A 23,100-nucleotide genomic window follows, 5' to 3' on the forward strand; every position below is an offset into this window, starting at 1 on the left:
TCAGCCCTCCTTCTTGTCCTGGCGCCGCTTCAGCGAGCGCCGCAGGACGATGGCGAAGTGCACGAGCAGGCCCAGGGAGACCAGCACGCAGGACACATAGGGGAGAAGCCAGCCGGGATTTTCGACCACGGAAAGGACGGACAGGGTGTCGTTCTTGCCAAAGCTCGCCTGGTAGAAGGTTTTGCCCTCGTACCGCAGCGGCTGGTTCATGTAGATCAGCACCTCGCGGGATTCGTTCCGGGAGGGGTTCACCACCTGGACCAGGCTCGAGAAGTTCTTGGGGATGTCGGTGCCCGGATAGACGTCGTGCCGGAACTGTTTCAGCGTGAAGGCATAGGGCAGGTACTGGCGGCGGAGGCGCATGGTGAGCAGGTAGGTGTGCCCCTCGTGGGTGAAGGACTGGGGCGCGCCGAGGGCCATGGAAGCCAGCCAGACGCCGTAGCTGCGGCCGCCGGCCACGGGCTCCACGAACACCGACCCTGTGTTGAGTTCGTTGTCGTTGGTGACCGTGGGTCGCTCCACGACGGAGATGCCGGGGCCGATGCCCGCGGTCGCCAGGGATGGCGGCGCGCCCGGAGGCAGGTTGGACAGCTCCGAATTGGGGTAGTAGCGCTTCACGTTCAGGGTGAGGGGCGTATCGGGGATGGCGATGGACCCGCCCTTGGCCAGCAGGGTGTCGGGCACCGAGTAGACCTCGTCCCAGGTGGGATCGGTGATGTCGATGACGGCCAGCTCCATGTTCTTGTAGCTCTGGACGTAGTTGACGGTCTGGCCCACCTCGATGGACATGTTGGTGTCCACCTGCATCATGCCGGCCACGAACTCACCCGCGAACAGGATCACCAGGCCAGCGTGGACCAGCCACATGCCGGCCTTGGTCCAGCTGCGCTGGATGTCGAGCGTCTTGGCGATGAGGTTGAGGGTGAGTAGGAGGCCCACCAGGCCGCCCCCTGGGAACACAGGCAGGGGGAAGGGCAGGAAGCTGACCTGCCGCTTCACGAAGAAACTGCGCATGTAGGCGTTCACGGCGCCCTGGGTGCCCATCTCCACCTGGGCGAGGGTGCAGAGCACCACGAGCGCCATCAGGCAGGCGAGCAGGACGATGGTGAGTTGGAAGGACTTGAAGAACTTCCAGATGCGGGAGGCGAGTGTCTTAATCAAGGCGGAGGCTCTCCAGGATGCGCATGAAATCAGGCTTGGCCTTGGCCACGGGACCGGCGTCCCCCGTCAGCTTCAGGAACCAGGTGTTGCCGTCGGGGGTGGAGATCAGGCCGGCCACCATGCGGCTCTTGGTCTGGCCCTCGCTGGTGAAGTCGTAGACGTTGAGCGCGCCAGCCTTGGTATTCACCACCTTCCGAGCGGCAGCCAGGGCCGCCTCGTCGATGGGTCCCAGGCCGATCTGCCCGCGCCAGCGGTTCACGTTGGCCAGCTCGCCGCCGGCGGCCCCAGGCAGCACCACCACCGTGGCTTCGTTCTTGCCCGCCACCGGTGACTTGAAGGTGGCAAAGCGCATTCCCTCGCCGGGAACCTCGCTCCAGCCCTGGGGGAGGGACCACTTGAGGGAACCCTGGCCCGACGGCCTTGGAGGCGCGGGCATTCCCCCATCGGCGGGCGGCATTCCCATGGGTCCGGAAGGGGCTTCCTGGCCCGTGCCGTCCAGCCGCGCGGCGGCCGACTCCTTGGGCACCCGGTAGTGACTCACCTGGTCGCGGTTGCACCCGAGGGCGGCTAGGGTCAGGAGCCCGGCGCCGGCCAGCAGAGAAGCCTTCGAGATGAAGGACGAGGGTCGGTGGGGAGGCGTCAATGTTTTCAACAAAGGGTTCCTCTGGGACATGTCAGAATACCGGACCTTCCAGTGTGAAGACAGGCAAGGATGGGGCGGGCTTACAGGTCGAGCCGCAGGACGGCTTCATCGATGAGTCGGGCCAATTGGTGGTCCTTTTCCGTGATGCCTCCTGCGTCATGGGTGGTCAGGGTGATCCGCACGCGGCCCCAACCAAAGAGGATATCTGGGTGATGATTCATTGCCTCGGCAGGTTCCACGACGCTGGTCACAATCCGGAAAGCGGTCATGAAATCCGGCGTCCGGAATTCCCTCACCAGGCATCCGTCCCGTTCGATCCAACTCACGACCGCGCCTCCTGGGCCAGGGTGGCCTCCAGTTCCGTCAATTCCGCCTGCAGAAGCCACTCATCCGGGTAGGCCCGAGCCCGGTCCGACAGGGCCTGGAATCGCCGCCCGTCTCCGGCTTCGCGCAGGGCCCGGGTCTCCCGATAGAGGTCGGCCAGGCCAGGGGGAAGAGAGGACGCCTTGCGGGCCCGGGCCTGGGCTTCGGCCTCGCCCTCCGCGAAGGTCCCCTGGGCGCCGTACCAGCGGTCCCAGGCGCCTGGATCCGCGGGGCCCCCGGCGACGGAGGGCAGGCTGGAGCTGAGGAAGAGCAGGGCCCAGCTGGGCAGATCCAGGGGGCGGCCGTCCTGGTGGCCCCGCAGGTTGATGACCTCGTGCTCGCCCACCCGGAAGCCCGTGAGGAAGAGACCCGAGGGCAGGTCCAGGCTGAAGGGTCCGCGGGGGGGCAGGGTGCCCTTTCCGAAGGCCACCAGGGCCGTGCCCGGCCAGGGAGAGCCTTCCGCCACGCCGCCCCGGGACAGCATCACGGGGCCCTCCACCCGGGCCAGGGCCGTGGCCAGGCCCGGCGCCAGCTCGCCCCGGGCGGGGATCCGCGCCACCACTTTGCCCGTGAGCTCCAGGCCACCCTCCAGCCCCAGGTGGTTCACCGTGCGCGCCCGCAGGGCCTCCTCGAGGCCATGGTCGCCGCCCCGCCGCCAGCCGAGGGTGGCCTCGAAGGCCTCCAGCACCTCGAAGAGGTGGTCGAAGTCCCGGGCCACGAAGAGCTGGGGCTGCATGCGGGTGATGTCGTACTCGGTGTCCGCGCAGGCGAGGCTGAGGGGCACCTTCGCCACGGCGGACGTGAGGCAGTGGGCCGCCTCGCCCAGGCTGCTGAGGAGTCCCGCCCCGTAGAGCTTGGGATCCGCCAGGTCGCCCACCAGGCCGTACTCGGCGGTCCACCAGTAGAGGCGGCTGGCCTTGGTGCTCTCGCTCACGTAGCGGCGGCTGGCGGAGGCGGCCCGCAGCCGCTCCTCGGCCAGGTGGACTTCGGCCTCGGTGGCCTCGGGGTCCTCCTTGACCACGCTGAGGTTGCGGATGGCCTCGTAGACAGCCTGGTCCTCCACAGAGGCGATGGCCCGGAAGCCCGCCTCGCCGCAGCGCTTCAAGTAGTCCGCGTAGCGGCGGTCCGCCAGGATGGGCGCGTGGCCCGCGCTCTCGTGCACGATGTCCGGGGCGGGTGTGTACTCGATGTGCTCGTGGCTGCGGATGTCCGCGGCGATGGCCAGCACGCCCAGGGACTGCAGCTCCGTGAACACCGCCGGCGGGATGAAGCCCCGCACGCCCACGGCGGACCAGCCCAGGCCCTCGAGTTTGAGGTTCATCTCGTCCAGGCTGGGGATGCGCTCCAGCCCGATGCCCGTGGCCGCCAGGCCCGACAGGTAGCTGGCGTGGGCCGTGTCCTTCAGGCGCCCCGCCAGCCGATGCAGGATATGGCGCCAGACCGCATGGTCCCGGGGTGTGTAGGCGTCATAGTCCTGGGCCGCCACATAGCGCCGCAGGTGGGCCGGGAGCCGGTCGATGGCGCGCTGGGTGGGGCTGGGAGACGTGGAGGTGGAGGCCATCATTGAATTCTAATCCGAATTCAATGGTCCGGGGCCCGGTCATCCCTGAATGCGGGCCCTGAATGCAGGCTCTCAATGTGGGCACCTACAAAGGTCCAGAGGATCCGGAGGACGGCGGGCTACCCTGATCTCATGCCCTTCGACCCCTGGGAACCCTATCGCGACTTGCGCTTTGCCAGCACCCGTGAGCACCCGGTGCATGGCTCCTGCTTCATTGCGGAGGGCCGGATCCTCGTGGAGGATCTGCTGTCGGCGGGCCGGGCGGGATGCCTGCAGGTCGTGTCCGTGGCCGCGACCACCACCGCCGCCGAAGCGGCGCGGGCCCTGCTCCCGGAAGGGACGGAACTGCTGGTGGCTGAGCCGGAGGCCTTGTCGGAGCTGGCGGGTTTCTCCTTCCACCGCGGCCTCATGGCCCTGGCGAAGGTGCCGCCGCCTCCCCCCATGTCGAAGCTGCTCTCGGCCCGGCGCCTGCTGGTGCTGCCGAGGCTCTACGATGGCGAGAACCTGGGCCTGCTGTTGCGCAGCGCGACCGCCCTGGGACTGGACGGCGTGCTGGCGGGTCCGGGGCCCGGCCTCTGGAGCCGCCGCACGGTGCGGGTTTCCATGGGCGCCGTGTGGCGCATTCCAGTTTGGCGGGTGGAGGATCCCTGGAGCCTTCTGGCGGACTGGAGGCTCGCGGAAGGGGGCTCGGAGGTCGTCGCGGCGGCGCTTACGCCCACGGCAGAAGACGCTCGCCGCTGGCAGCCCGGCAAGCGTTGTGCCCTGGTGATGGGTCCCGAGGACACGGGCCTGGACCCGGACCAGCTGGCCCGCTGCGACCGCGCCGTGGCCATCCGCATGGCCTCGGGCATGGACAGTCTCAACGTGGCCGCGGCCGGAGCCATCCTGATGTTCCGGATGGTGGAGGGAAGCTAGGGCTCACGGCTGTTGACGATGTCCACCAGACGCATGAGCTCAGCAATGACCTCGCGGCAGGCCGTGTCCTGGTCATAGAGAGCTGATACCTTCTTCCGCGCGGCGGCCACGTCGCCGCAGGCCTTGCCCCTGGCGATGAGGTCCTTGCAGCGCTCGGGCATGGGGCCCCAGTTCCCGCACTCCACGAAGCGGTCGCTTAGGAAGATGAACTTGGGGATGGCCTCCCCCCCGTTGGTGAGGAAGCGGGAAAACACCTCCGGGTGCTGCATTCGGCTGATATATCGAACCTCCAGCTTGGGACCCGCCTCGGCCAGGCGCTGTAGCACGGGCACGTGGCGCACCACGTCGCCGCACCAGTCCTCGGCGATGGCTATCACATGCACAGGCCGGGGCAGGGCGGCAAGGACGCTCACCGTCGGTGGGTCCAGGGTCAGGGCACGATGTTGGGTCTCGATCTTGCCCCGTTGCTCCGGGGATTCCGCTGCGGCCAGCCACGCGAGGTAGGAGAGCCCGGAATCGAACACCGCCTGCCAGTTCACGGTCGGCAGGGTGGCGGGACGGGGCATGAAACCTCCAGTGAACCTCTGATGCTGCCATGCCCGGGCTCGTGACCGGACGTACCTTTGGAGTGGCGCGGACCGCGGCCCGCGGCCCGTGGGAAAGGGGGGCGCCATGAGAGCCATGTGGAATGCCAGCAAGCCACCTCTCGAATGGATGGATCCCATGGTGAGGGTGCCGAAGTACGAGCTCCATGCCGGCGACGAGGTGCTGGCGCGCCTGTCCCTGGAGCCGCTCTGCCGGACCTTCGCCACGGTGGAGACGGCGGAGGGCCGCTGGACCTTCAAGCAGACCGGCATCCTGGCCACGCTCGTCCACATCCGGGAGGCCGGTGCCGATCAGGATCTGGCTGTATTCCATCCCGGGTTCCTGGGACGGGGGCTGCTCCGGTTCATGGATGGGGAAACCTTCCTGTGGCGGAGGGCCCACCACGACGGGGGCTGGTCGTTCCAGTACAGGGACGGGAGCGTGCTGCTCACGCTCCGGCTGGAGACTCCGGATCCGAATGAGCCCTGGCCCCGGCGGACTCGGGTCGAGGTGGACATCGCTCCGGAAGGCCGCGGCCATCCGCGCCTGTCCCTCCTGACCGCCGTCGGGTGGTTCCTGATGCTGCTCCATCCGCTGTAGCCGGCCGCAGGCGTGGGGTATCGGGGACCTCCAGGTCCAGAGGCCACGCACCGGGAAGTGCCTTCTTCACCTCGAGGCCCCGTGGTCTAGAGTGGAGTTCCGGTCTTTTCCAGGAGCTCCCCATGGCCACCGCCAAAGCCTACGCCGCCGCCTCTCCCACCTCCCCGCTGGCCCCCCACCAGATCGAGCGCCGGGCGGTGGGACCGCACGATGTCCAGATCGAGATCTCCTACTGTGGCATCTGCCACTCGGACCTGCATCAGGTGCGCGACGAGTGGGGCGGATCCAAGTATCCGATGGTTCCCGGCCACGAGATCGTCGGGAAGATCACCGCCGTGGGCGCCCACGTGAAGAGCTTCAAGGTGGGCGACCTGGCCGGCGTGGGCTGCATGGTGGACAGCTGCCGCACCTGCCCCAGCTGCCAGCGGAAGCTCGAGCAGTTCTGCGAGAAGGGCTGCGCCTGGAGCTACAACAGCACCGAGATGGACCGCGTGACGCCCACCTACGGCGGCTACTCGTCCAGCATCGTGGTGGACGAGGCCTTCACGCTGAAGGTCTCCCCGAAGCTGGACCTGGCCGCCGCCGCGCCCCTGCTCTGCGCGGGCATCACCACCTACTCCCCCCTGCGCCACTGGAACACCAAGAAGGGCGACAAGGTGGGCGTGGTGGGTCTGGGCGGCCTGGGCCACATGGCCGTGAAGATCGCCGCTGCCATGGGCGCCGAGGTGACCATGCTCAGCACCTCCAAGTCGAAGGAGGCCGACGCCCGCAAGCTCGGCGCCCACCACTTCGGCCTCACCTCGGACGACACCACCTTCAAGCGGCTGGCGGGCCAGTTCGATCTCATCATCGACACCATCTCCGCGCCCCACGACTACAACAAGTACCTGGGCCTGCTCCGGGTCGAAGGCGCCATGGTGCTGCTGGGCGTGCCGCCGGAACCCACGCCCGTGGCCGCCCACGCCCTCATCGGCGGCCGGAAGATCCTCACCGGGTCGCTCATCGGGGGCATCCAGGAGACCCAGGAGATGCTCGACTTCTGTGCTGAGCACGGCATCGTCTCCGACATCGAGCTCATTCCAGTACAACAGGTCAACGAGGCCTACGAGCGGATGCTGAAGAACGACGTTCGTTACCGGTTCGTGCTGGACATGAAGACATTGTGATTGAATCCGCGTAAACACAGCATGAAACAAGGAAAAAAGCGGTTGGCAGCCTGGATCTGAAGAGGTAACCTTCCCGAGCTCCCCTTCTCCTCCAGCAGGCGGAGGTCCCATGCCAACCCTTGCCCCCGGCTCGTCTCTCGGTGCCTACGAGATCGTGGGCACCCTCGGCGCCGGCGGCATGGGAGAAGTCTTCCGGGCCCGGGACAGGAAGCTCGGCCGGGACGTGGCGATCAAAGTCCTGGCCGAATTCTTTGCCTCGGATCCGGCGAGGTTGCGGCGGTTCCAACAGGAAACGCGGGCGATGGCTGTCCTGTCGCATCCGAACGTCGTGCAGGTCTTCGACGCAGGCGAGCACCGCGGGCTCCCCTACCTCGTGATGGAGCTGGTGGAGGGCGAGACCCTCCGGAAGCGGATGGCCACCGGGCCCATGCCCTGGCGCCAGGCGGCGGAGCTTGCGGCGGCCGTGGCGGATGGTCTTGCCGCAGCCCACGCCAAGGGCATCATCCATCGGGACCTCAAGCCCGAGAACCTGATGCTGACCCTGGATGGCCATGTGAAGATCCTTGACTTCGGACTGGCCAAGCTGCGGAAGGAACAGTCCAACCCGCACGCGCCCAGGCTGAGGCCGGGGACGCCCCAGCTGGCCGGGAGGCTTACCGAGGCGGGCCTGGTCATGGGAACCGCCGACTACATGAGTCCGGAACAGGTGCGCGGCCAGGCAGTGGAGACCCCGAGCGACCTGTTCAGCTTGGGGGTGATCCTGTGGGAGCTGGTGACGGGCGGCCACCCCTTCCGCCGGAGCACGCCCGGGGAGACCATGCGGGCCATCCTGATGAACCGGCCGGAGCTTCCGGGTGGGAAGGAACGGCTGCCCTCGCCCTTGGGAGGCATCCTGCGGGTCTGCCTGGCGAAGGACCCCGCCGAGCGGTTCAAGACAGCCCGGGCCATGGCGGAAGCCCTGCGTTTCGCCGCCCGTTCGGACTTGGGGCCGCGTCCGATCCTGGGGCGCTCAGGCTATCCCTCACAGGCACGTGGGCTCCAGTTCCTGGGCGCCGGGCTGGCCCTGGCCCTCCTGGGCACCGCAGCGGGCATCTACGCCTGGCTGCGGAGCCAGCAACCCGTCCCAGAGCTGGCGACCAAGACGAGAAACCTGCCCAGCGTCCTGGCCCTGCCCGCGCGGGTGTACGGCGCCGAGGAGTCGGCCTTCCTCACGGACGCGGTGCCCAACACTCTGTCCACGCTCCTCTCGAAAGTGGAAGGCCTGGACACGAAGGCACCGCCGTCCAGTTTCCAGATGGAAAAGTGGAAGGGAGACTTGGCCCGGGTCACGGAGGCCTACCACGCAGACCACCTGGTGGTCACCACCATCACGAAGAACGCCAAGCACCTGATCCTCAACGTTCAGCTCGTCGATACGCGGACCTGGAAAGTGCGGTGGGGGCATCAATACGAAGGAACCCAGGCGGACTACAACACCCTGGTGCGCGACGCGGCGGAGGCCGTGGCCCGGACTCTGACCCGGGAAGAAGGGCTCGGCCCGGTCCTCGCCCGGCCCACCACCGGTTCTGATGGAGAGCTCGCCTTCGGCGAAGGGCGGCACTTCCAGTATCGTTACCGGGCATTGGGACGGAGCCAGGACTTCGATCAGGCTGTGGCCGCCTTCGAGAAGGCCTTCCGCCTGGATCCGCGCAACAGCGAAGCCGCGGTGCAACTGGCCTGCCTGCACGGATGGCGCGCCTATGAGGCGGGCACGGCGCAGGTGGGCCAAGCCGAGCGGCAGCTCGAGGCGACGTGGGCACGGCGGGCCCTGGAGATCGATCCCCGCAGCGGGCTGGCCTGGAGCCTCCTGGGGGCCGTGGAGGTGCAGGGGCGCCGGGAGAACCCGGACCTGGCCGTGGAATACGCGGTGAAGGGCGTGTGCCTAGCCCCGAACCAGGCCCAGGTCCACATCACCATGGCCACCATCCTGTCCGGACCTGGGTCGGTGGGGCTCTTCATCGCGGCCGGCCGGCGGTCCATGGAACTGGATCCCATGGACCTCACCGGGCCTGCCTTTGTGGCGCTGGGTCTGGCCTGGATGGGGCGGGCCGAGGAGGCCCTTGCCATCGCGGATCGGGCCCTCCTTCGGGAACCGGAGCACCTGCTGCTCAACCACACGGTCCGGCCCTACGCCTTGGCGCGCCTGGGCCGGCCGGACGAGGTGGAGGCGCACTTCACGCGTCTCGGCAAACCCGTCGGTACGACCATCCGGTTCTGGTGCGCCGCGGACCGCGGGCAGGAAGCAGAGGCCCGGGCCCTCGCGAAGGGCCTGCTGGTGCACTGGCTGGGCCTGGAGGAGCGGGCCATCGACATCGGGAACGCGGCGGTGTTCAACGCGCCCTACCTCGTCAAAGTGGGGCTGAAGGACGACGCCTTCCGGCTCCTCCTGCGGAGTGTGGAAGTGGGCAGCCCCCCCTGCCTGGATTGGCTGATGACCAACCCGGAGATGCAGCGGCTGCGCCCCGACCCTCGGTTCGCGAGGATTCTCCAGGCATCCCGGAATGGTGCGGCCATGGTGGCGGGGCAGCTCGGTCGGGCCCAAACCCGGGGGGATCTCCCGGAGTACCTGGTTGGCCCCTTGGAGGACCTGCACCGTCACATCGCGGCGGCTTCACCGCCAGGACCATGAGAAGCGCCCCGCGGGGCGGGGCGCTTCGGGTCGGAACTGGCGGCTACCGATACTGGAACACCAGGTCCAGGGTGGCTGGTCCACCCTTGGTGCCGTTCTGCCAGGGGGTGATCGTGATGTCCTCGATGACGCCCTTCTGCAGGTCGAGGTTCAGCAGCTTGGGATTGAACAGCAGCTCCCAGTTGGTGGCCTGGCCCATGGCCATCACGCACCCATTCTTCAAGGCCTCGGGACGGGTGCCAAAAGCGGGGATGGTGCCGTTGACCTGGTGCACCAGCGCCGTCGCCCAGGGCGAACCATCGCGGATCAGGGGATCGTTGGGCAGGAGCGCCAGCAGCTGGACGCCACGATGGATGATCGTCGACCCGGCGGGTCCCACCTGCATGGGATGCCGCGCGTCGACCACCGTGAGGGTGGTTCCCTCGGGCAGGGCCCTCTGGAGATCGGCCAGCTGGTCCTGGCTGCGGCCATAGTCGCAGACGACGCCGAAATGGGTTTTCCCCTGGTAGATCAGGCCCGCTGCCTTCACCACGGGGCCGAAGTCCTCGGCGGCGAGCGTGGCCGTGAGGGCAGCCAGGGCGAGCAAAGTGGTGGGTCGGAACATGGACCACCTCCATGAATGGGACCCGGACCGATCCGGGTGGCGCCGAGCCAGCGCTGCGGCGAAAGACAAGCTGGGAAAGACCACCTCTCCCCGCCATAACCGATGGCTTACGATGTAATTACACCAAAATAACGAGTTGTTGTGATCGGTGCGGAGCGGGACAGACTTGATCTCCCCTGGAGAAGAGGCCGGTTAGCTCCGGGTGAGATCGGGGTGTTGATGGGAGCCCGACCAGTCCCATACTTGCCACGCCTCCCAGGAGCGTCGGATGACCCGGCTGGCCTTTGGCGGATTCGAGCTGGACCCCCACACTGGCGAACTCTGGAAGGGCGAGGATTGCGTCCGGATCCAGGACCAGCCCCTCAAGCTGCTGCTCTGCCTGCTGGAGCGGCCGGGCCAGATCGTGGGGCGCGAGGAACTCCAGAAGCGGGTCTGGTCCGGAGACATCCACGTGGGCTTCGAGGATGGTCTCAATGCGGCCGCCTGGCGCCTCCGCCAGGTGCTCGGGGACTCCGCGGACGCACCCGCCTTCATCGAGACGATCCCCCGCAAGGGCTACCGCTTCGTGGGGAAGGTGGTCCCCCTCCCAGGCAAGCCCCCTCCGCCCTCCGGATCCTTCCCGATGCCGGTGTTCAGGCCTCCTTCGAACTCCGGGATGGACGCATTCACTCCCACTCGGGGCCGTCGACCGTGGCGTCCCTGGACCCTGTGGCTCGGGGCAGTCCTCGGGCTGGTTTTTTTGGGCGCCGGTGTGATGCTCTGGGGGGTCATGAGGACGCACATGGTGACCCTGGTCCTCACTCCGCTGTCCAACGCCACCGGCGACCCTGCCGTGGACTACTTCGCCTTCGCCCTGTCCCGGCAGCTCGTGCAGGACCTTGCGAACGCCCCGAACCTCGACGTCCAGTCCGCTGAAACGCCCGACTCGGACAGGTCTTTGCCAAAGGCGGCGCTGATCCTTACTTGGACCTTGGAACGGGAAGGCCGGGGCTACCGCATCCACCTGAACCTGAAGGACGCCCAGGGGCGCAACCGGGGCGACCATACCTTCTCCGTCCCGCCGGAGGAACTGCACCAGGTCCACAAGACCATCGCCGACTACCTGGCTCAGCAGGTGACAAGGCAGGTGACAGGGCAGGTAGCAGGGCAGACCGCGCGGGCGAGGGTGGCGCCGCACATGGGCGGGAAGGCCGAGGTCAGGCCGGCGGGATGGGCAGGCCGTGCTGGCGGAGGAAGCTGAGCTTGTCCCAGTAGCCGCGCTGGAAGGCGATCCTCCCCTCCACCACGCGGAAGAAGCCGCAGCCACGCAGGCCCAGGGGATCGCGCCACTCGAGGATCGCCCACTCGCCGTCCTCGAAGAGGTTCTCCACCAGGCACACCATCTCCGCCGCCGCGAACTCCCGCGCGAACATGGCCCGAATCGCCTCCCGGCCCGCCACCGGAGCTTCGGCCACCTGGTGGTTCACTGCGTCCTCGTGGTACATGGCGGCCAAGGCCTCGGCATCGCCGCGGTTGAAGGCCTCGACCCAGGTGGAGACCAGGCGTTTCGGGGTGAGAGGCACGGGGACTCCGGGGCGTGGGCGTCAGGCTTGGGACTGATCCTTCATCTTGGCCGCGTTATAGGCCGCGCTTCCACCCCTGGCGACGCTGAGCGGTTGCCATGGGCCGGGGGCCATGTGCTTCGCGAGGAAGACCATCTGGCCCGCGTGGTAGGGGTAGTGGGCGAGCTGGCGGTTGATGGCCTCGAGCACGGTATGAGGCTCGTGCCGGATGGTCACCACGCGGTCGAGGTCGGCGGCGGTGAGGTTTTCCAGGGCCTCAAAGAGGCAGGTCCAGCCCCGTTCCCAGCGGTCGCGCAGGGCCCGCGGGTCGAAGGTCCCGGGATCCTCGAACTCGGTGTCGCGGTGGCGGTCCGGCTTCTCGCCGTCGGTGGTCAGGAAGTCGGTCCAGCGCGAGAGCATGTTGCCCGAGAGGTGCAGCATCAGCGTGGCCAGGCTGTTGGATTCCGGGTCCAACCGGTGCGCCCAGCGTTCCGCGGGCACCTGAGCGAGGGCACGGTCGCACTGGATGCGCGCTTCGCGGAAGCGCTTGAGGACATCGGCCAGGTAGAGGTCGCCGTTCAAGGGAAGCTCCTGAGAGGGGTGGCGGGTTGGGTTGAGTCTGGATCCGCGTCAGGACAGGGGGCCGGTGGGAGGGACGAGGGCCTTCGACATCCGCCGGAACTCGATCCGGATGTCCTCGAAGTCATGAGATTCCACGCCCGTTTCGGCGTAACCCAGGCCTCGGTAGAAGCGGATGGCGCGGGCATTGCCCTTGTAGACCACCAGCCAGGCAGACGGAGCGTTTCGGGTCCTCATCGCCGCTTCGCCCGCTTGCATGAGCCGCTGCCCGATCCCGCTCTGGATCAGGTCTGGATCCACGTAGAGCTTCTGGACCTGCCAGGCCTCCGTGCCTCCTGTCTTCAGCTTCAGGAAGCCCTGGAGACAGCCCTCCGCTTCGGCCACGAAGTAGAGGTTGGCCACCTTGGTCAGGCTGCCGGCGATCTTCCCGGCGGAATACGTGCCATCCAGATAGCGGGCGAGCACGTCATCCCTGAACAGCGCCCCGAAGGCCCAGGAGAAGCTCTTCCGGCCCAGGGCGGCGATGGCTTCGGCATCTCCCGCGACCGCGCTTCGTACCGTCGTGTTCATCAAAGACACCTCGAAAAGGAGACGGCGAGGTTGAGAACGATTCTCGATCACCTCAGCCTGGATTCGAGGATGCCGCTCTGTCTGGAGTCGAGCCACCCGACTCTTGCGGTGTTTGACGATCAGACAACGTTCGCACCGACCGGCCGGGCGAATCCCGATCGGACCCGCCGAACCAGCACCGGCACGACGAGCATGGCGCCGAGGACAATCCACATGGTGGTGTTCGGGTTCTTGATCCACGTGTTCAGGCGCAGGGTCGTGAGGGCGATGACCGCGTAATAGAGCATGTCGCCCGCGATGGCGAAGGCCCAGCCCGCCAGGAAGCCGTGACCCGCGGCCAGGGCCGCGCTCCGGCCAGTCATGGGATCCACGCCGAAGGCGATCAGCACGAGGGAGATTGGCCCTGCGCCGGGGCCGCCGACATGCGCGGCGCTACGGGCCATGGCCTCCCGCATGGCCGCGCCGAACCGGGCCAGGAACGGCACCCGCCGCCCCAGCGCCACGAACAGCCGCAGCACAGGCTCGAAAGCGAGGGCCAGCAGCACGTCCGACACGAAGTACAGCCCTGCCGTCAGGGGCCAAGCCAGCCCCTTGGACTGCGCCAGCAGCACCCCCGCCGGAATCCCGCCCCCAACGGGGAGCAGGAAGAGGAGGAGGACGGAAAGCATGAACCCATGCTACCCCGCCCGAGGGCCACGCCCTGGTGCCAATGGAAGGGTGGCGGGCTCTCAGCCCCGAGTGCCCCTCGGATCGAGAGACCTCGGATAGGTTCGCTCCTCCTGGATCTGCCCATCCTCCTTGTGGATCTTCACGGAACCCGGGTGGTCGTGCATGTAGGCACGCATCTGCCCGATCGCGTCCGCCTTGGTCATCGCATGGACGACTGGCCGGCTGCTTCCTTCAGGCTTGAGGTTCCAGGCGTTACCTTCCTTGGCGAGGTGATAGTTTTTCATATCGTCCTCCTCATGTGGCTATCGCCGGTGCTGAAGATAGGCCTTTCCTGCAGCATGGCCAATGAAGCTTCCACACCCCTTCCGAGGTGATCCTCGAACTGGGTCTCCGTGCTGCCCGAGGTCTTCAATGCCTGGAAACAACGGGTGGCGTCACCTTGAAGACGAAGGCAGGAACCAGATCCATGCCCAAGTACTTGGCGCAGATCGCCCGATGATGGCCATCAAATCGGAACATCCTGTAGGGGAGATCGAACTCGGCCACATCCGCCAGGAAGACCGGCCGACGGATCCCCTCCCTTTCGACGCTCCGGGCGAGCAGCCGGAACGCCTCCGCCTTCGCCAAAGCGGAAGCGAGGGTCCGTCCGTGGTTCCCGATCTGGATGTCCTGGATATAGCGGGTCTGTTCCAGGTGAGCCCCGTTTGCGCGCAGCACCTCCAGGTAGACCTCATTCTCCTCGCGGTTCTTTTCCAACACCGAATCGACCGGTATCCATAGGGCGTCGACACGGGTGAGGCTCGGGGTTTCATAGTGCTTGGCGGCCACGGAGGAGGCCTTGCGCCAGTCTCTTTCGAATTTCACGTGGGTTTTTGGCCATGCAAGCGCAAGTAATGCCTTGGCTTGCATGGCAAGGGAAGGCGGTTGTTGGCCGCGGTCGATTTCGCATGGTTTTCTGGAAATCATCTGGAGCACAGACCTCCCTTTCGAGCTCTTCCCGGTGGGGTCATCAAGCCTGAATTGCTTGGCCATGACTTGCAACACCATAAGTCTAGTATGAAATAATCAGCATTAAATAGAGATTTGACCGGTTTTTCGGTTACGCCTGGATCGGGTCTGCCGGATCCGTTGGCGCCGGACGTGGGATCCCACCCGGCCTTGGGGGATTCCATCACCCTTTCGGGCACATGGATTCAGTCGGCAGGTTGAGTCCGACCCACAGGCGACCGCCGACAGGCTGGCCCGTCCTTGAAGCGCCGCGGAGTTTTGTTGCGACCTCTCAGAGGCTCTTAGGCGGGAGCCTCAGCCCCACACCCGCTTCCCGCCCACCCAGGTGCCGACGACCTTCCCTGGCAGGTTCCAGCCCTTGAAGGGAGTGTTGTAGGACTTGGACTGGATGAAGGCGCGGTCCACCTGGACCTGGGCGCCGGGATCGAAGAGGACGAAGTCGGCGGGGGCGCCGGGCTGGAGGCTGCCAAGACCGCGGCGGTCCAGATGGAAGGCCTGGGCGGGCTTCCAGGAGAGCAGGGCGATGGCCTTCGCCAGGCTGAGGACCTTGCGGTTCACCAGCAGCTCCAGCGTGAGGGGCAGGGCGGTCTCCAGGCCGATGACGCCGAAGGCGGCGATGGGCAGCTCCACTTCCTTGTCATCCCAGCCGTGGGGCGCGTGATCCGTGGCGATGGCGTCCACCGTGCCGTCCGCGAGAGCCTCCAGCACCGCCTGGATGTCGGCCTCGGTGCGGAGGGGCGGGTTCATCTTGTAGTCGCTGTCGAACTTCATCAGTTCCTTGTCCGACAGCGCGAAGTGGTGGGGCGTCACTTCGCAGGTGACATTCAGCCCCCGGGCCTTGGCCTCGCGCACCATGCGCAGAGAGCCCTTCGTGCTGAGGTGGGCCAGGTGCAGGTGGCCGCCGGTGTGCTCGGCCAGGACGATGTCCCGGGCCACCATGGCTTCCTCCGCCGCCGCGGGGATGCCGAGACAGCCGAGCGACGCGCTCACGGCACCCTCATGCATGTAGCCCTTGCCGGCCAGATCGCGATCCTCCTCGTGGGCCACCACGGGGACCTCCAGCCAGCGCGTATACTCCAGCGCCCGGCGCATGAGGGCCGAGTTGCCGATGGGCAGGCCGTCATCGGAGAAGGCCACGCAGCCCGCGTCCTTCAAGGTGCCCATATCCGCCAGTTCCTCGCCCTTCATCTCGCGGCTGACGGTTCCGATGGGGAAGTAGCGGCACAAGTCGGCCTTGGCGGCGCGGGTCAGCATCATTTCGGTGATGGCCACGCTGTCGTTCACGGGCTTGGTGTTGGCCATCGCACATACGGAAGTGAACCCGCCCGCCACCGCCGCCCGGCTGCCCGTCTCGATGCTCTCCTTGCGGGTCTGCCCCGGCTCGCGGAAATGCACGTGCAGGTCCACGAAGCCCGGCGCAAGCACCGCCCCGCCGCCGTCCAGGACTTCGGCGCCGGCGGCGAGCGGATCGTTCCCCGCGTCGATCCCGATCCCGGCCACCGCCCCCTCCACCACCAGCAGCGAGCCCATCCCATCCAGGTTCTGGGCAGGATCCACAAGGCGGACGTTCTTCACGAGGAGGGACATGGGGGGCTCCGGGGCTGGTTTCCGGTCTAGTTTGGGCTGTCGGCTGTCAGCTGTCAGCTATCAGTGGCCGACAGCTGATAGCCGACAGCTGATCGCTGATGGGGTCCCTACTCCATCCGGTAGTTCGGGGCTTCCTTGGTGATCATGACGTCGTGGGCATGGCTCTCGCGGAGGCCGGCACCGCTGATCTCGACGAGGGTGGCCTTCTGCTGGAAGTCGGCGACGGAGGCGCCCCCGCTGAGGCCCATGCCCGCGCGGAGACCGCCCATGAGCTGGGTGACCAGATCGGCCATGCGTCCCTTGTACGGCACCTGGCCTTCGATGCCCTCGGGCACGAGCTTGGTGTCGTCCTTGCCTTCCTGGAAGTAGCGGTCCTTGCTGCCCTGCTTCATGGCGCCCAGGCTGCCCATGCCGCGGTAGGACTTGAAGGTCCGGCCCGCGTAGAAGATGGTCTCGCCGGGGGCTTCGTCGGTGCCCGCGAAGAGGCTGCCGATCATGACCGCATCGGCGCCCGCCGCGATGGCTTTGGCCACGTCGCCGCTGAACTTGATGCCGCCGTCGGCGATGCAGCTGACGCCAGCCTCGCGGCAAGCCCGGCTGGCTTCCGCCACGGCCGTGATCTGGGGCATGCCCGCGCCGGTGACGATGCGGGTGGTGCAGATGGAGCCGGGCCCGATGCCGACCTTCACCGCATCGGCGCCGGCGGCGGCCAAGTCCTTGGCGCCCTGGTAGGTGGCCACGTTGCCTGCGATGAGGGCCACGCTAGGATGCGCTTTCTTGAGGGCCTTCACGGCATCGATGATGCCCTTGCTGTGGCCGTGGGAGCTGTCCAGGCAGAGCACGTCCACCTTGGCTTCCACCAGGGCGGCGGCGCGGTCCAGAAGCTCCTTGCCCACGCCCACGGCGGCGCCCACGCGCAGGCGCCCATGGGTGTCCTTGCAGGCGTTGGGGTACTCGATGGACTTCTCGATGTCCTTGACGGTGATGAGGCCCTTGAGCTGGCCCTGGCCGTCCACCACCAGCAGCTTCTCGATGCGGTGCTTCTGCAGGATGCCCTTGGCCTCCTGCAGCGTGGTGCCCACCGGCACGGTGATGAGGTTCTCCTTGGTCATGGCTTCGCGCACCGGGAGCTCCCAGCGGGTCTCGAAGCGCAGGTCGCGGTTGGTGAGGATGCCCACCAGGCGGTGGCCCTCGACCACGGGCACGCCGCTGATGCGGAACTTGGCCATGAGGGCCTCGGCGTCGCGGATGGGCGCGTCGGGCCCGATGGTGATGGGGTCCGTGATCATGCCCGATTCGGACCGCTTCACCTTGTCCACTTCCTCCGCCTGGCGCTCGGGGCTGAGGTTCTTGTGGATGATGCCGATGCCGCCCAGCTGGGCGAGGGCGATGGCCATGCGGCTTTCCGTCACCGTGTCCATGGCGGCGGACAGGAGGGGGATGCGCAGCCCGATGTCCTTCGTGAGCCGGGTGCCCAGGTCCACCTGGTTCGGGTGGATCTCCGAGTACCCGGGGACGAGCAGGACGTCGTCGAAGGTGAGGGCGCGCATCAGGGGCAAGGTCAGCATGGGGCTTCCAGAAACCGGACCCGCTACCTGCGGGACCTTGCATCCCATAGTCTCACGGGACGAAGTCGCTATCCAGGCCAACTCTACGCCGAACTATTAGAGGTTATTCACCCGGGGGCTTGCCGAGTCGTATTCCAGTAGGAAGCCAATCGTGAACTCAAACTGGAAGGGCGATCGCAGTGTATCAGACTTCTAAATTTAAATGGCTAATTGAACCTGCTTTTTAGGGGGCTAAGTATTCAGCGGCTAAAGGATTTAGATGTTTGCGAGTGGTATCGCAGCACAAGTCCATGAACTTCGGGCGATTCCATGAGATATCGTGGTCTGTGGGTTAGCCGAGCAACGATTTGCTGGATCAGGAATCCAGTAGATGACGTTTTGGGCAGCACTATTAAAGTTTTCTGAAATGGCGAGGATGTAGTTGTGCCCATGGAATTTGGCTTGTTGCCATTCGCGCGATGTTAATGACGGCGAGCAGAGTCCAAGTGAACTCTTTACCTCAACATATCGTTTTTGTGCGCCGCGTTGGACAAAAATGTCGTAACCGAGTTGTTGTCGAGAGACGATATGAGTGGTCCAACCAGCCGCGGTTAGGGCAGCCGCAACGTACTGTTCTGCATCCCAACCATTATTGGTGTTCGGAGGTGGAACTGGCGTGCCTCCAAGAACAGGTTGTGCAATGGCCGGGACAACCAGTGTTGCACCGGGTGCAGACGATCCACCGGTGGAAGTTTGGGCGGAAGGCCCAAGAACTGACCCTGGAACCCACGCCGCCGAGGTTGTCATTTTCGCATTCAGTGGATGGGACATCGAAATATCGAAGTACGTAGAAATCTCATGAAGCGTGAAGTTGAAATCTGAAGCGAAATCGTCCATAGAAACGGCGGTTCGCATTCCTACGCTAAGCCCAGGGTCAGCGTCATGGTAGAGTGCGACGATTAAGGGGAGCAACGGGATTCGAACTCCTCCCGGTGCGACGTAGGGTGCAAAGTTTGTTGTGCTCTGCAGGTCAGTCGCTGCATAACCACTGCCAACTGGATCGATACGAAGCCATTTCCGATGGCTTTCGCTTCGATATGCAGCCTCGGTGGTGCAGAGCGAGCATTTGGCTCCGGCTAAGTTGCCCGAAGGTGGTGTTAGAAGATACCTGCATAGACTTCTGTCTTGGTTGAGGAACGTGGGGCTAGAGAGGTCCGCAGGGGGGGCATAACAACCAATTCCCTTCTGCAGGTTGAGGTTGTTTCTCCATGTGTTTTGGGGAGTGGTATTACCTGGTCTAATAAGCCCCGTTCGTGCCAGATAGTTACCTTCAAATAGTGAGAGGACGCACGAATTCGGCGGACGTGATGTTTTCGCAAATAAATCATCTAGCAAGGATTGGAGTACTTCGGTTGCAATGAATGAACCAGAGTACATACTTGGAATATTATTTTGAAAGAACTTCATTCCCAAAAATATCTGAACGAATCGCCCTCTGAATGCTCTGCCTATAGAGCGTTTGTGCTGATCCAAACATGTCAGCGCGTCAGAAAAGAGCACGTCACTCGTTATTGGCACCATAGCGTCAATCCTAACTCTGCAGGATGGTATTCCCGACTCTGCGTAAGTACTCTTCTGCCGATATCCTGCCTCTCATGAAGGATTGATACGGCGTCCTTGGGTCACTTCTGTAGAGCAAACTACGCCCATCCTGACCAGGTAACAGCATCGGTAGATCATCGAGCGCATCCTGGACTGAAATGGCATTTGGTAAAGAAGCCAACATTGCGCTCCCGGAACGCATGGACGTTACCGGAGCAGGCGGGAGCCACTCAAGAAGATGACTCATTCTTGTACCGACCAAGATAACTCGTTTCCTCCGCTGCGGAATTGCATATTGAACTGTTGAAAGGACTGATGGGATGATGGAAGGCATTGCTGAAGAGAAGGCCTCTCTCAGATTCGCAAATACACGCCCACCCTCCATGTTGAGAAGCCCAGTTACATTCTCGAAGACGAAACCATCGGGTTTGGCCTCGTGAAGAAAGCGCACGTAGTCCCAGGCCAGGTGGTTCCGCGGATCCTCCATTGACCGTTGCTTCCCCGCAGTCGAAAAACCTTGACAGGGCGGGCCGCCTAAGACCCAGAACGGACCGCCATCCAGCCTCGCTATCTTTGCGGCATCAAGCAGTTTCTCGAAGATCTCCTTACTTGCGATGCTGCCCACAAGCACGTTGTCGTGGACATTTCTGGCATAGGTAGAAAGGTAAGTAGGATGGATGTCGTTCGCGACAACCGGCTTCCAGCCAGCCCACTTGAAACCCAAGCCCATGCCGCCGGCGCCAGAAAAGAGGTCGATAAATACACCCGGTGATCCGAGTGATTTTGCGATTTGATAGGCCAGCAACGGTGGTACTGCGTTGCCAATCTGGGTGCTAATGGCCCCTTGTGAACCGAGAAATTCAAAAGAATCAGGGAAGCCTTGTAGACGTGAAGCTTCTCTCGGTGAGAGGACACGATCTTGATCGTAATGGATATGGCAGCCGTTTCCAGGTCGACTAAAGTATGTATTGATTGTATATGCCGGATCGCAACGTCGTAGTCTGCCGTAATACGTTGATCGGCTTCCTTCCCCTCGTTTGAAGCTTTCACGTATTTGCTCGAGCCGCTTGGAAGGAATGGTTGTGGGAATATCCTTCCAATTGCCGCCCTCTGGGACGCATTTCACCATACGCATGTCTAGATCACTGAGCCTCGGGGCAATATGATTGAAAATGCCATGGTGGGCCTCATCGACTTGAGCGATGCCGGAGGACTGATGCGGTGAGAGTGCGCTCGACTGGTGGCCTAGGTTTTGATTGTTCACGTTAGAGAGTCGTAAGTAGAGGGCCCGTCAACGGGCGTTGGCAATGCCAGTTCTCACGCGGGGTTCTTGTCTTGCAGTTCACGATAGTTCTTCAAGTAGTTTTGGCGCTCCGATGGAGTCATCGCGAAGCAATTGAGAATAGTTTGATACTCCTCTTCAGTCAGTCGATACATATTCTTAGCCACATACGCATCTACCATCGGTGCTGCGCTGTCAGCTGAACTTATCGCATCACCCACGAGTAGAGCAAGAGCTCCTTCTTGGCGAAGTTGCGAGAGACTAGGAATAGCGACTTTGCGCAATGAAGAGAGAGATAAGTGCCCGGTCGCCAGGTGGGCTCGCAGTTGGAATTCGAAGCAGGTCGAATTCATCACTCCTAGCAGAGTAAGCAGCGGTGTTTCCGCGAAGTCCCTAAAGTGGGCCACACCTAGGGAATTACCGGCAACACATCCAGCCTCAATTAGGGTTGCTATCATCCTTCGCTTTTGGCTAGGTCGTGATACGTCGCGCCATGCAATACGTCGCGCCTTTATCGAGGGAGGCGGCGACCAATTGGGTTTCTCAATTGTCAACCTTGGTGCCTCGATGGTCGTGTATCGGCCAACCATGCGACCCTTAATGAAGAGTGGTGCGCGGCCACCACGTTGCTGGAGCCATCGTGCGACGCCCGTTTCATCAATTTCTCGACCTGCCCAAAGTGAGTTTGTGTCACTTGACTCGAGGTCAAGCCAGGTCGGGAATTGGTTCGCTAATCGATTGATAATGGCTAGCGCCTTTGCGCCGAACGAAACTGGAATCACGAAATCGACCTTGCCCGAAGTTTCGAGGTCGAATTTGATTGTGGCCTGTTCTAGGCTACGTGTTGCATGGTTGTATGTCCCGACGTTGAGTGACGGTGCTGGCGCGCCACCAACTGTTACCGCAACTGTAATTGACGCAACGTCCACCGACCCGTAGAGTTTGGCCTCAGCGGGGTAATACGCTACTGAATCAAGGGAGTGTTTGGTCAACAAGTGTGCTCTCAGATTAACCGATTGGTCATCTGCCAGAAAACTTGCGGGCAGCACTGCCCCAACGACCCCTCCTTGACGAACGAGCGTAAGGCTGGCCTCGAAACCGACACGCGAGAGGTTCGTCCCCCAACCTGCGAATTTCCTTTTTGGTTGCGATAGTGGGTAGTGTTCACCAAGCCAGCGGTCATACGCACGCATATTTGATACATATTTTTCATTTTGTAGAGAAGTTAGTGCTTCTAACTCTCTGCGGTCGGGTTTAAGGATCTCCCATGGAGGGTTTGTAAGAACCAAGTCGAAACGGGCGCACTTCGTCATTGCTTCTGAAAAAGTATCTACCCTTTTGAAGGTGCATTTTGGCTGAATACCGTATCGAGAAGTGATGCGATATAAACGCCTGCGAGCATCACTGAATCCAATATCGTCGAGATCCCAGATAACAATGTTCCATTGAACTTCGGGGTGGGCCGAGCTGACCCACCCTTCGATAAGCCACTCAATGAGACGGCCGTCCCCCCCGAATGGATCTAGGACGGAGATTGATCGGGCAGATGGATTCGTGCGGTGGAAGATCTCGGCGACCTGGAGTGCAAGCCGCCGACCGACTATCTCCCCCGTGTAGTAGCGGCCGGTGGCCCGCTTCACGAATTGAGCATCATCGCTGCCTTGTCCCCTTAAGTATTCGAGGTGTAGCAATCTATTAGTCCTAACATAGGTTGTGTTGACGACTTCAATGGCCCAACGAAGCCTTCGCCCTCAGCATCTTAGGTTGACGAGGGCCAGGGCCAGTAGGTCGAAGCAGGGGGCCTAGGCCGTCCTTGCAGGCGTTCGGGTACTCGATGGACTTCTCGATGTCCTTCACCGTGATGAGGCCCTTGAGCTGGCCCTGGCCGTCCACCACCAGCAGCTTCTCGATGCGGTGCTTCTGCAGGATGCCCTTGGCCTCCTGCAGCGTGGTGCCCACCGGCACGGTGATGAGGTTCTCCTTGGTCATGGCTTCGCGCACCGGGAGCTCCCAGCGGGTCTCGAAGCGCAGGTCGCGGTTGGTGAGGATGCCCACCAGGCGGTGGCCCTCGACCACGGGCACGCCGCTGATGCGGAACTTGGCCATGAGGGCCTCGGCGTCGCGGATGGGCGCGTCGGGCCCGATGGTGATGGGGTCCGTGATCATGCCCGATTCGGACCGCTTCACCTTGTCCACTTCCTCCGCCTGGCGCTCGGGGCTGAGGTTCTTGTGGATGATGCCGATGCCGCCCAGCTGGGCGAGGGCGATGGCCATGCGGCTTTCCGTCACCGTGTCCATGGCGGCGGACAGGAGGGGGATGCGCAGCCCGATGTCCTTCGTGAGCCGGGTGCCCAGGTCCACCTGGTTCGGGTGGATCTCCGAGTACCCGGGGACGAGCAGGACGTCGTCGAAGGTGAGGGCGCGCATCAGGGGCAAGGTCAGCATGGGG

Annotated in this window: 22 protein-coding genes and 1 pseudogene; 5 read left to right on the forward strand and 18 right to left on the reverse strand. The window is 64.1% G+C overall.

What is annotated here, in order from left to right; all coding sequences use genetic code 11:
- The 4 genes from MLJ35_RS03945 to MLJ35_RS03960 are packed head-to-tail and all read right to left on the reverse strand — an operon-like array spanning position 1 to position 3,728.
- Positions 1-1,161 carry a cytochrome c biogenesis ResB family protein gene (locus tag MLJ35_RS03945; RefSeq protein ID WP_243383114.1) on the reverse strand — a complete coding sequence of 387 codons (1,161 nt, stop codon included), beginning with the start codon at positions 1,159-1,161 and terminating at the stop codon, positions 1-3.
- Positions 1,154-1,834: a hypothetical protein gene (locus tag MLJ35_RS03950; RefSeq protein WP_243383115.1), complete on the reverse strand. Its 681-nt coding sequence runs from the start codon at positions 1,832-1,834 to the stop codon at positions 1,154-1,156. The genes MLJ35_RS03945 and MLJ35_RS03950 overlap by 8 nt, the downstream gene beginning before the upstream one ends.
- Positions 1,835-1,884: 50 nt before the next feature.
- Complete coding sequence (locus tag MLJ35_RS03955) at positions 1,885-2,130, reverse strand: 4a-hydroxytetrahydrobiopterin dehydratase (protein WP_243320839.1); 246 nt, start codon at positions 2,128-2,130, stop codon at positions 1,885-1,887.
- Entirely contained in the window at positions 2,127-3,728 is a 1,602-nt protein-coding gene (locus MLJ35_RS03960; protein ID WP_243383116.1) for an aromatic amino acid hydroxylase, read from the reverse strand. Before MLJ35_RS03960 ends, MLJ35_RS03955 begins: the two co-directional genes overlap by 4 nt.
- Positions 3,729-3,860: 132 nt before the next feature.
- Between MLJ35_RS03960 and MLJ35_RS03965 the strand changes: the two genes are divergently transcribed.
- Positions 3,861-4,643 (forward strand): TrmH family RNA methyltransferase, encoded by a 783-nt coding sequence (locus MLJ35_RS03965; protein ID WP_243383117.1) that lies wholly within the window; start codon positions 3,861-3,863, stop codon positions 4,641-4,643.
- On the opposite strand, the gene MLJ35_RS03970 is transcribed toward MLJ35_RS03965, so the two are convergent.
- Positions 4,640-5,209: a thioredoxin family protein gene (locus tag MLJ35_RS03970; RefSeq protein WP_243320845.1), complete on the reverse strand. Its 570-nt coding sequence runs from the start codon at positions 5,207-5,209 to the stop codon at positions 4,640-4,642. The two genes, MLJ35_RS03965 and MLJ35_RS03970, sit on opposite strands and share 4 nt — an antisense overlap.
- Positions 5,210-5,315: 106 nt before the next feature.
- Between MLJ35_RS03970 and MLJ35_RS03975 the strand changes: the two genes are divergently transcribed.
- The 3 genes from MLJ35_RS03975 (at position 5,316) to MLJ35_RS03985 (ending at position 9,662) form a co-directional block, all read left to right on the forward strand.
- Positions 5,316-5,828 (forward strand): hypothetical protein, encoded by a 513-nt coding sequence (locus tag MLJ35_RS03975; protein WP_243383118.1) that lies wholly within the window; start codon positions 5,316-5,318, stop codon positions 5,826-5,828.
- A 122-nt stretch (positions 5,829-5,950) separates the two neighbouring features.
- Positions 5,951-6,994, forward strand: coding sequence for an NAD(P)-dependent alcohol dehydrogenase (locus MLJ35_RS03980; RefSeq protein WP_243383119.1), 1,044 nt, complete (start codon positions 5,951-5,953; stop codon positions 6,992-6,994).
- A gap of 109 nt (positions 6,995-7,103) precedes the next feature.
- On the forward strand, positions 7,104-9,662 hold the full coding sequence (locus MLJ35_RS03985) for a protein kinase domain-containing protein (RefSeq protein WP_243383120.1): 2,559 nt from the start codon (positions 7,104-7,106) through the stop codon (positions 9,660-9,662).
- A 43-nt stretch (positions 9,663-9,705) separates the two neighbouring features.
- Here MLJ35_RS03985 and MLJ35_RS03990 read toward each other — a convergent pair whose 3' ends face one another.
- Positions 9,706-10,266 carry a type 1 periplasmic-binding domain-containing protein gene (locus MLJ35_RS03990; protein ID WP_243320853.1) on the reverse strand — a complete coding sequence of 187 codons (561 nt, stop codon included), beginning with the start codon at positions 10,264-10,266 and terminating at the stop codon, positions 9,706-9,708.
- A gap of 268 nt (positions 10,267-10,534) precedes the next feature.
- Between MLJ35_RS03990 and MLJ35_RS15830 the strand changes: the two genes are divergently transcribed.
- Complete coding sequence (locus tag MLJ35_RS15830) at positions 10,535-11,506, forward strand: winged helix-turn-helix domain-containing protein (RefSeq protein WP_275976303.1); 972 nt, start codon at positions 10,535-10,537, stop codon at positions 11,504-11,506.
- Here MLJ35_RS15830 and MLJ35_RS04000 read toward each other — a convergent pair.
- The 12 genes and pseudogenes from MLJ35_RS04000 to guaB (MLJ35_RS04055) all read right to left on the reverse strand — a co-directional run.
- Entirely contained in the window at positions 11,463-11,828 is a 366-nt protein-coding gene (locus MLJ35_RS04000; protein ID WP_243383121.1) for a nuclear transport factor 2 family protein, read from the reverse strand. The two genes, MLJ35_RS15830 and MLJ35_RS04000, sit on opposite strands and share 44 nt — an antisense overlap.
- 21 nt (positions 11,829-11,849) lie before the next feature.
- Positions 11,850-12,389 (reverse strand): DUF1572 family protein, encoded by a 540-nt coding sequence (locus tag MLJ35_RS04005; RefSeq protein WP_243383122.1) that lies wholly within the window; start codon positions 12,387-12,389, stop codon positions 11,850-11,852.
- Positions 12,390-12,437: 48 nt separating this feature from the next.
- On the reverse strand, positions 12,438-12,956 hold the full coding sequence (locus MLJ35_RS04010; RefSeq protein WP_243383123.1) for a GNAT family N-acetyltransferase: 519 nt from the start codon (positions 12,954-12,956) through the stop codon (positions 12,438-12,440).
- Positions 12,957-13,075: 119 nt separating this feature from the next.
- A complete protein-coding gene (locus tag MLJ35_RS04015; protein ID WP_243383124.1) occupies positions 13,076-13,624 on the reverse strand; it encodes a hypothetical protein in 549 nt (182 codons plus the stop codon).
- Positions 13,625-13,684: 60 nt separating this feature from the next.
- On the reverse strand, positions 13,685-13,909 hold the full coding sequence (locus MLJ35_RS04020; RefSeq protein ID WP_243320864.1) for a DUF2188 domain-containing protein: 225 nt from the start codon (positions 13,907-13,909) through the stop codon (positions 13,685-13,687).
- Positions 13,910-14,033: 124 nt separating this feature from the next.
- A complete protein-coding gene (locus MLJ35_RS04025) occupies positions 14,034-14,657 on the reverse strand; it encodes a hypothetical protein (RefSeq protein ID WP_243383125.1) in 624 nt (207 codons plus the stop codon).
- A gap of 270 nt (positions 14,658-14,927) precedes the next feature.
- Positions 14,928-16,220 (reverse strand): dihydroorotase, encoded by a 1,293-nt coding sequence (locus tag MLJ35_RS04030; protein WP_243383126.1) that lies wholly within the window; start codon positions 16,218-16,220, stop codon positions 14,928-14,930.
- Positions 16,221-16,327: 107 nt separating this feature from the next.
- Positions 16,328-17,788 carry an IMP dehydrogenase gene (gene guaB, locus MLJ35_RS04035; protein WP_243383127.1) on the reverse strand — a complete coding sequence of 487 codons (1,461 nt, stop codon included), beginning with the start codon at positions 17,786-17,788 and terminating at the stop codon, positions 16,328-16,330.
- Between the two features lie 255 nt (positions 17,789-18,043).
- On the reverse strand, positions 18,044-19,327 hold the full coding sequence (locus MLJ35_RS16090; protein WP_243383128.1) for a protein NO VEIN domain-containing protein: 1,284 nt from the start codon (positions 19,325-19,327) through the stop codon (positions 18,044-18,046).
- Positions 19,328-19,358: 31 nt separating this feature from the next.
- The gene (locus MLJ35_RS04045; protein ID WP_243383129.1) at positions 19,359-20,504 is read right to left on the reverse strand and encodes a DNA cytosine methyltransferase; all 1,146 of its coding nucleotides are present in this window, start codon (positions 20,502-20,504) and stop codon (positions 19,359-19,361) included.
- A 182-nt stretch (positions 20,505-20,686) separates the two neighbouring features.
- Positions 20,687-22,291 (reverse strand): Alw26I/Eco31I/Esp3I family type II restriction adenine-specific DNA-methyltransferase, encoded by a 1,605-nt coding sequence (locus MLJ35_RS04050; protein WP_243383130.1) that lies wholly within the window; start codon positions 22,289-22,291, stop codon positions 20,687-20,689.
- Positions 22,292-22,445: 154 nt separating this feature from the next.
- A pseudogene (gene guaB / locus MLJ35_RS04055) lies at positions 22,446-23,096 on the reverse strand (IMP dehydrogenase); the annotation flags it as partial.
- Positions 23,097-23,100: the final 4 nt, after the last annotated feature.

Origin of the sequence: Geothrix alkalitolerans, from assembly GCF_022808885.1 — a bacterium.
GTDB lineage: Bacteria > Acidobacteriota > Holophagae > Holophagales > Holophagaceae > Geothrix > Geothrix alkalitolerans.

Bases quoted from the DNA above. Each gene is read 5' to 3' on its own strand.
- MLJ35_RS03950 (WP_243383115.1), bottom strand. From the start codon at position 1,834: ATGTCCCAGAGGAACCCTTTGTTGAAAACATTGACGCCTCCCCACCGA.
- MLJ35_RS03960 (WP_243383116.1), bottom strand. From the start codon at position 3,728: ATGGCCTCCACCTCCACGTCTCCCAGCCCCACCCAGCGCGCCATCGAC.
- MLJ35_RS03965 (WP_243383117.1), top strand. From the start codon at position 3,861: ATGCCCTTCGACCCCTGGGAACCCTATCGCGACTTGCGCTTTGCCAGC.
- MLJ35_RS03970 (WP_243320845.1), bottom strand. From the start codon at position 5,209: ATGCCCCGTCCCGCCACCCTGCCGACCGTGAACTGGCAGGCGGTGTTC.
- MLJ35_RS03975 (WP_243383118.1), top strand. From the start codon at position 5,316: ATGAGAGCCATGTGGAATGCCAGCAAGCCACCTCTCGAATGGATGGAT.
- MLJ35_RS03980 (WP_243383119.1), top strand. From the start codon at position 5,951: ATGGCCACCGCCAAAGCCTACGCCGCCGCCTCTCCCACCTCCCCGCTG.
- MLJ35_RS03985 (WP_243383120.1), top strand. From the start codon at position 7,104: ATGCCAACCCTTGCCCCCGGCTCGTCTCTCGGTGCCTACGAGATCGTG.
- MLJ35_RS03990 (WP_243320853.1), bottom strand. From the start codon at position 10,266: ATGTTCCGACCCACCACTTTGCTCGCCCTGGCTGCCCTCACGGCCACG.
- MLJ35_RS15830 (WP_275976303.1), top strand. From the start codon at position 10,535: ATGACCCGGCTGGCCTTTGGCGGATTCGAGCTGGACCCCCACACTGGC.
- MLJ35_RS04010 (WP_243383123.1), bottom strand. From the start codon at position 12,956: ATGAACACGACGGTACGAAGCGCGGTCGCGGGAGATGCCGAAGCCATC.
- MLJ35_RS04015 (WP_243383124.1), bottom strand. From the start codon at position 13,624: ATGCTTTCCGTCCTCCTCCTCTTCCTGCTCCCCGTTGGGGGCGGGATT.
- MLJ35_RS04020 (WP_243320864.1), bottom strand. From the start codon at position 13,909: ATGAAAAACTATCACCTCGCCAAGGAAGGTAACGCCTGGAACCTCAAG.
- MLJ35_RS04025 (WP_243383125.1), bottom strand. From the start codon at position 14,657: ATGGCCAAGCAATTCAGGCTTGATGACCCCACCGGGAAGAGCTCGAAA.
- MLJ35_RS04030 (WP_243383126.1), bottom strand. From the start codon at position 16,220: ATGTCCCTCCTCGTGAAGAACGTCCGCCTTGTGGATCCTGCCCAGAAC.
- guaB (WP_243383127.1), bottom strand. From the start codon at position 17,788: ATGCTGACCTTGCCCCTGATGCGCGCCCTCACCTTCGACGACGTCCTG.
- MLJ35_RS04045 (WP_243383129.1), bottom strand. From the start codon at position 20,504: ATGCGTATGGTGAAATGCGTCCCAGAGGGCGGCAATTGGAAGGATATT.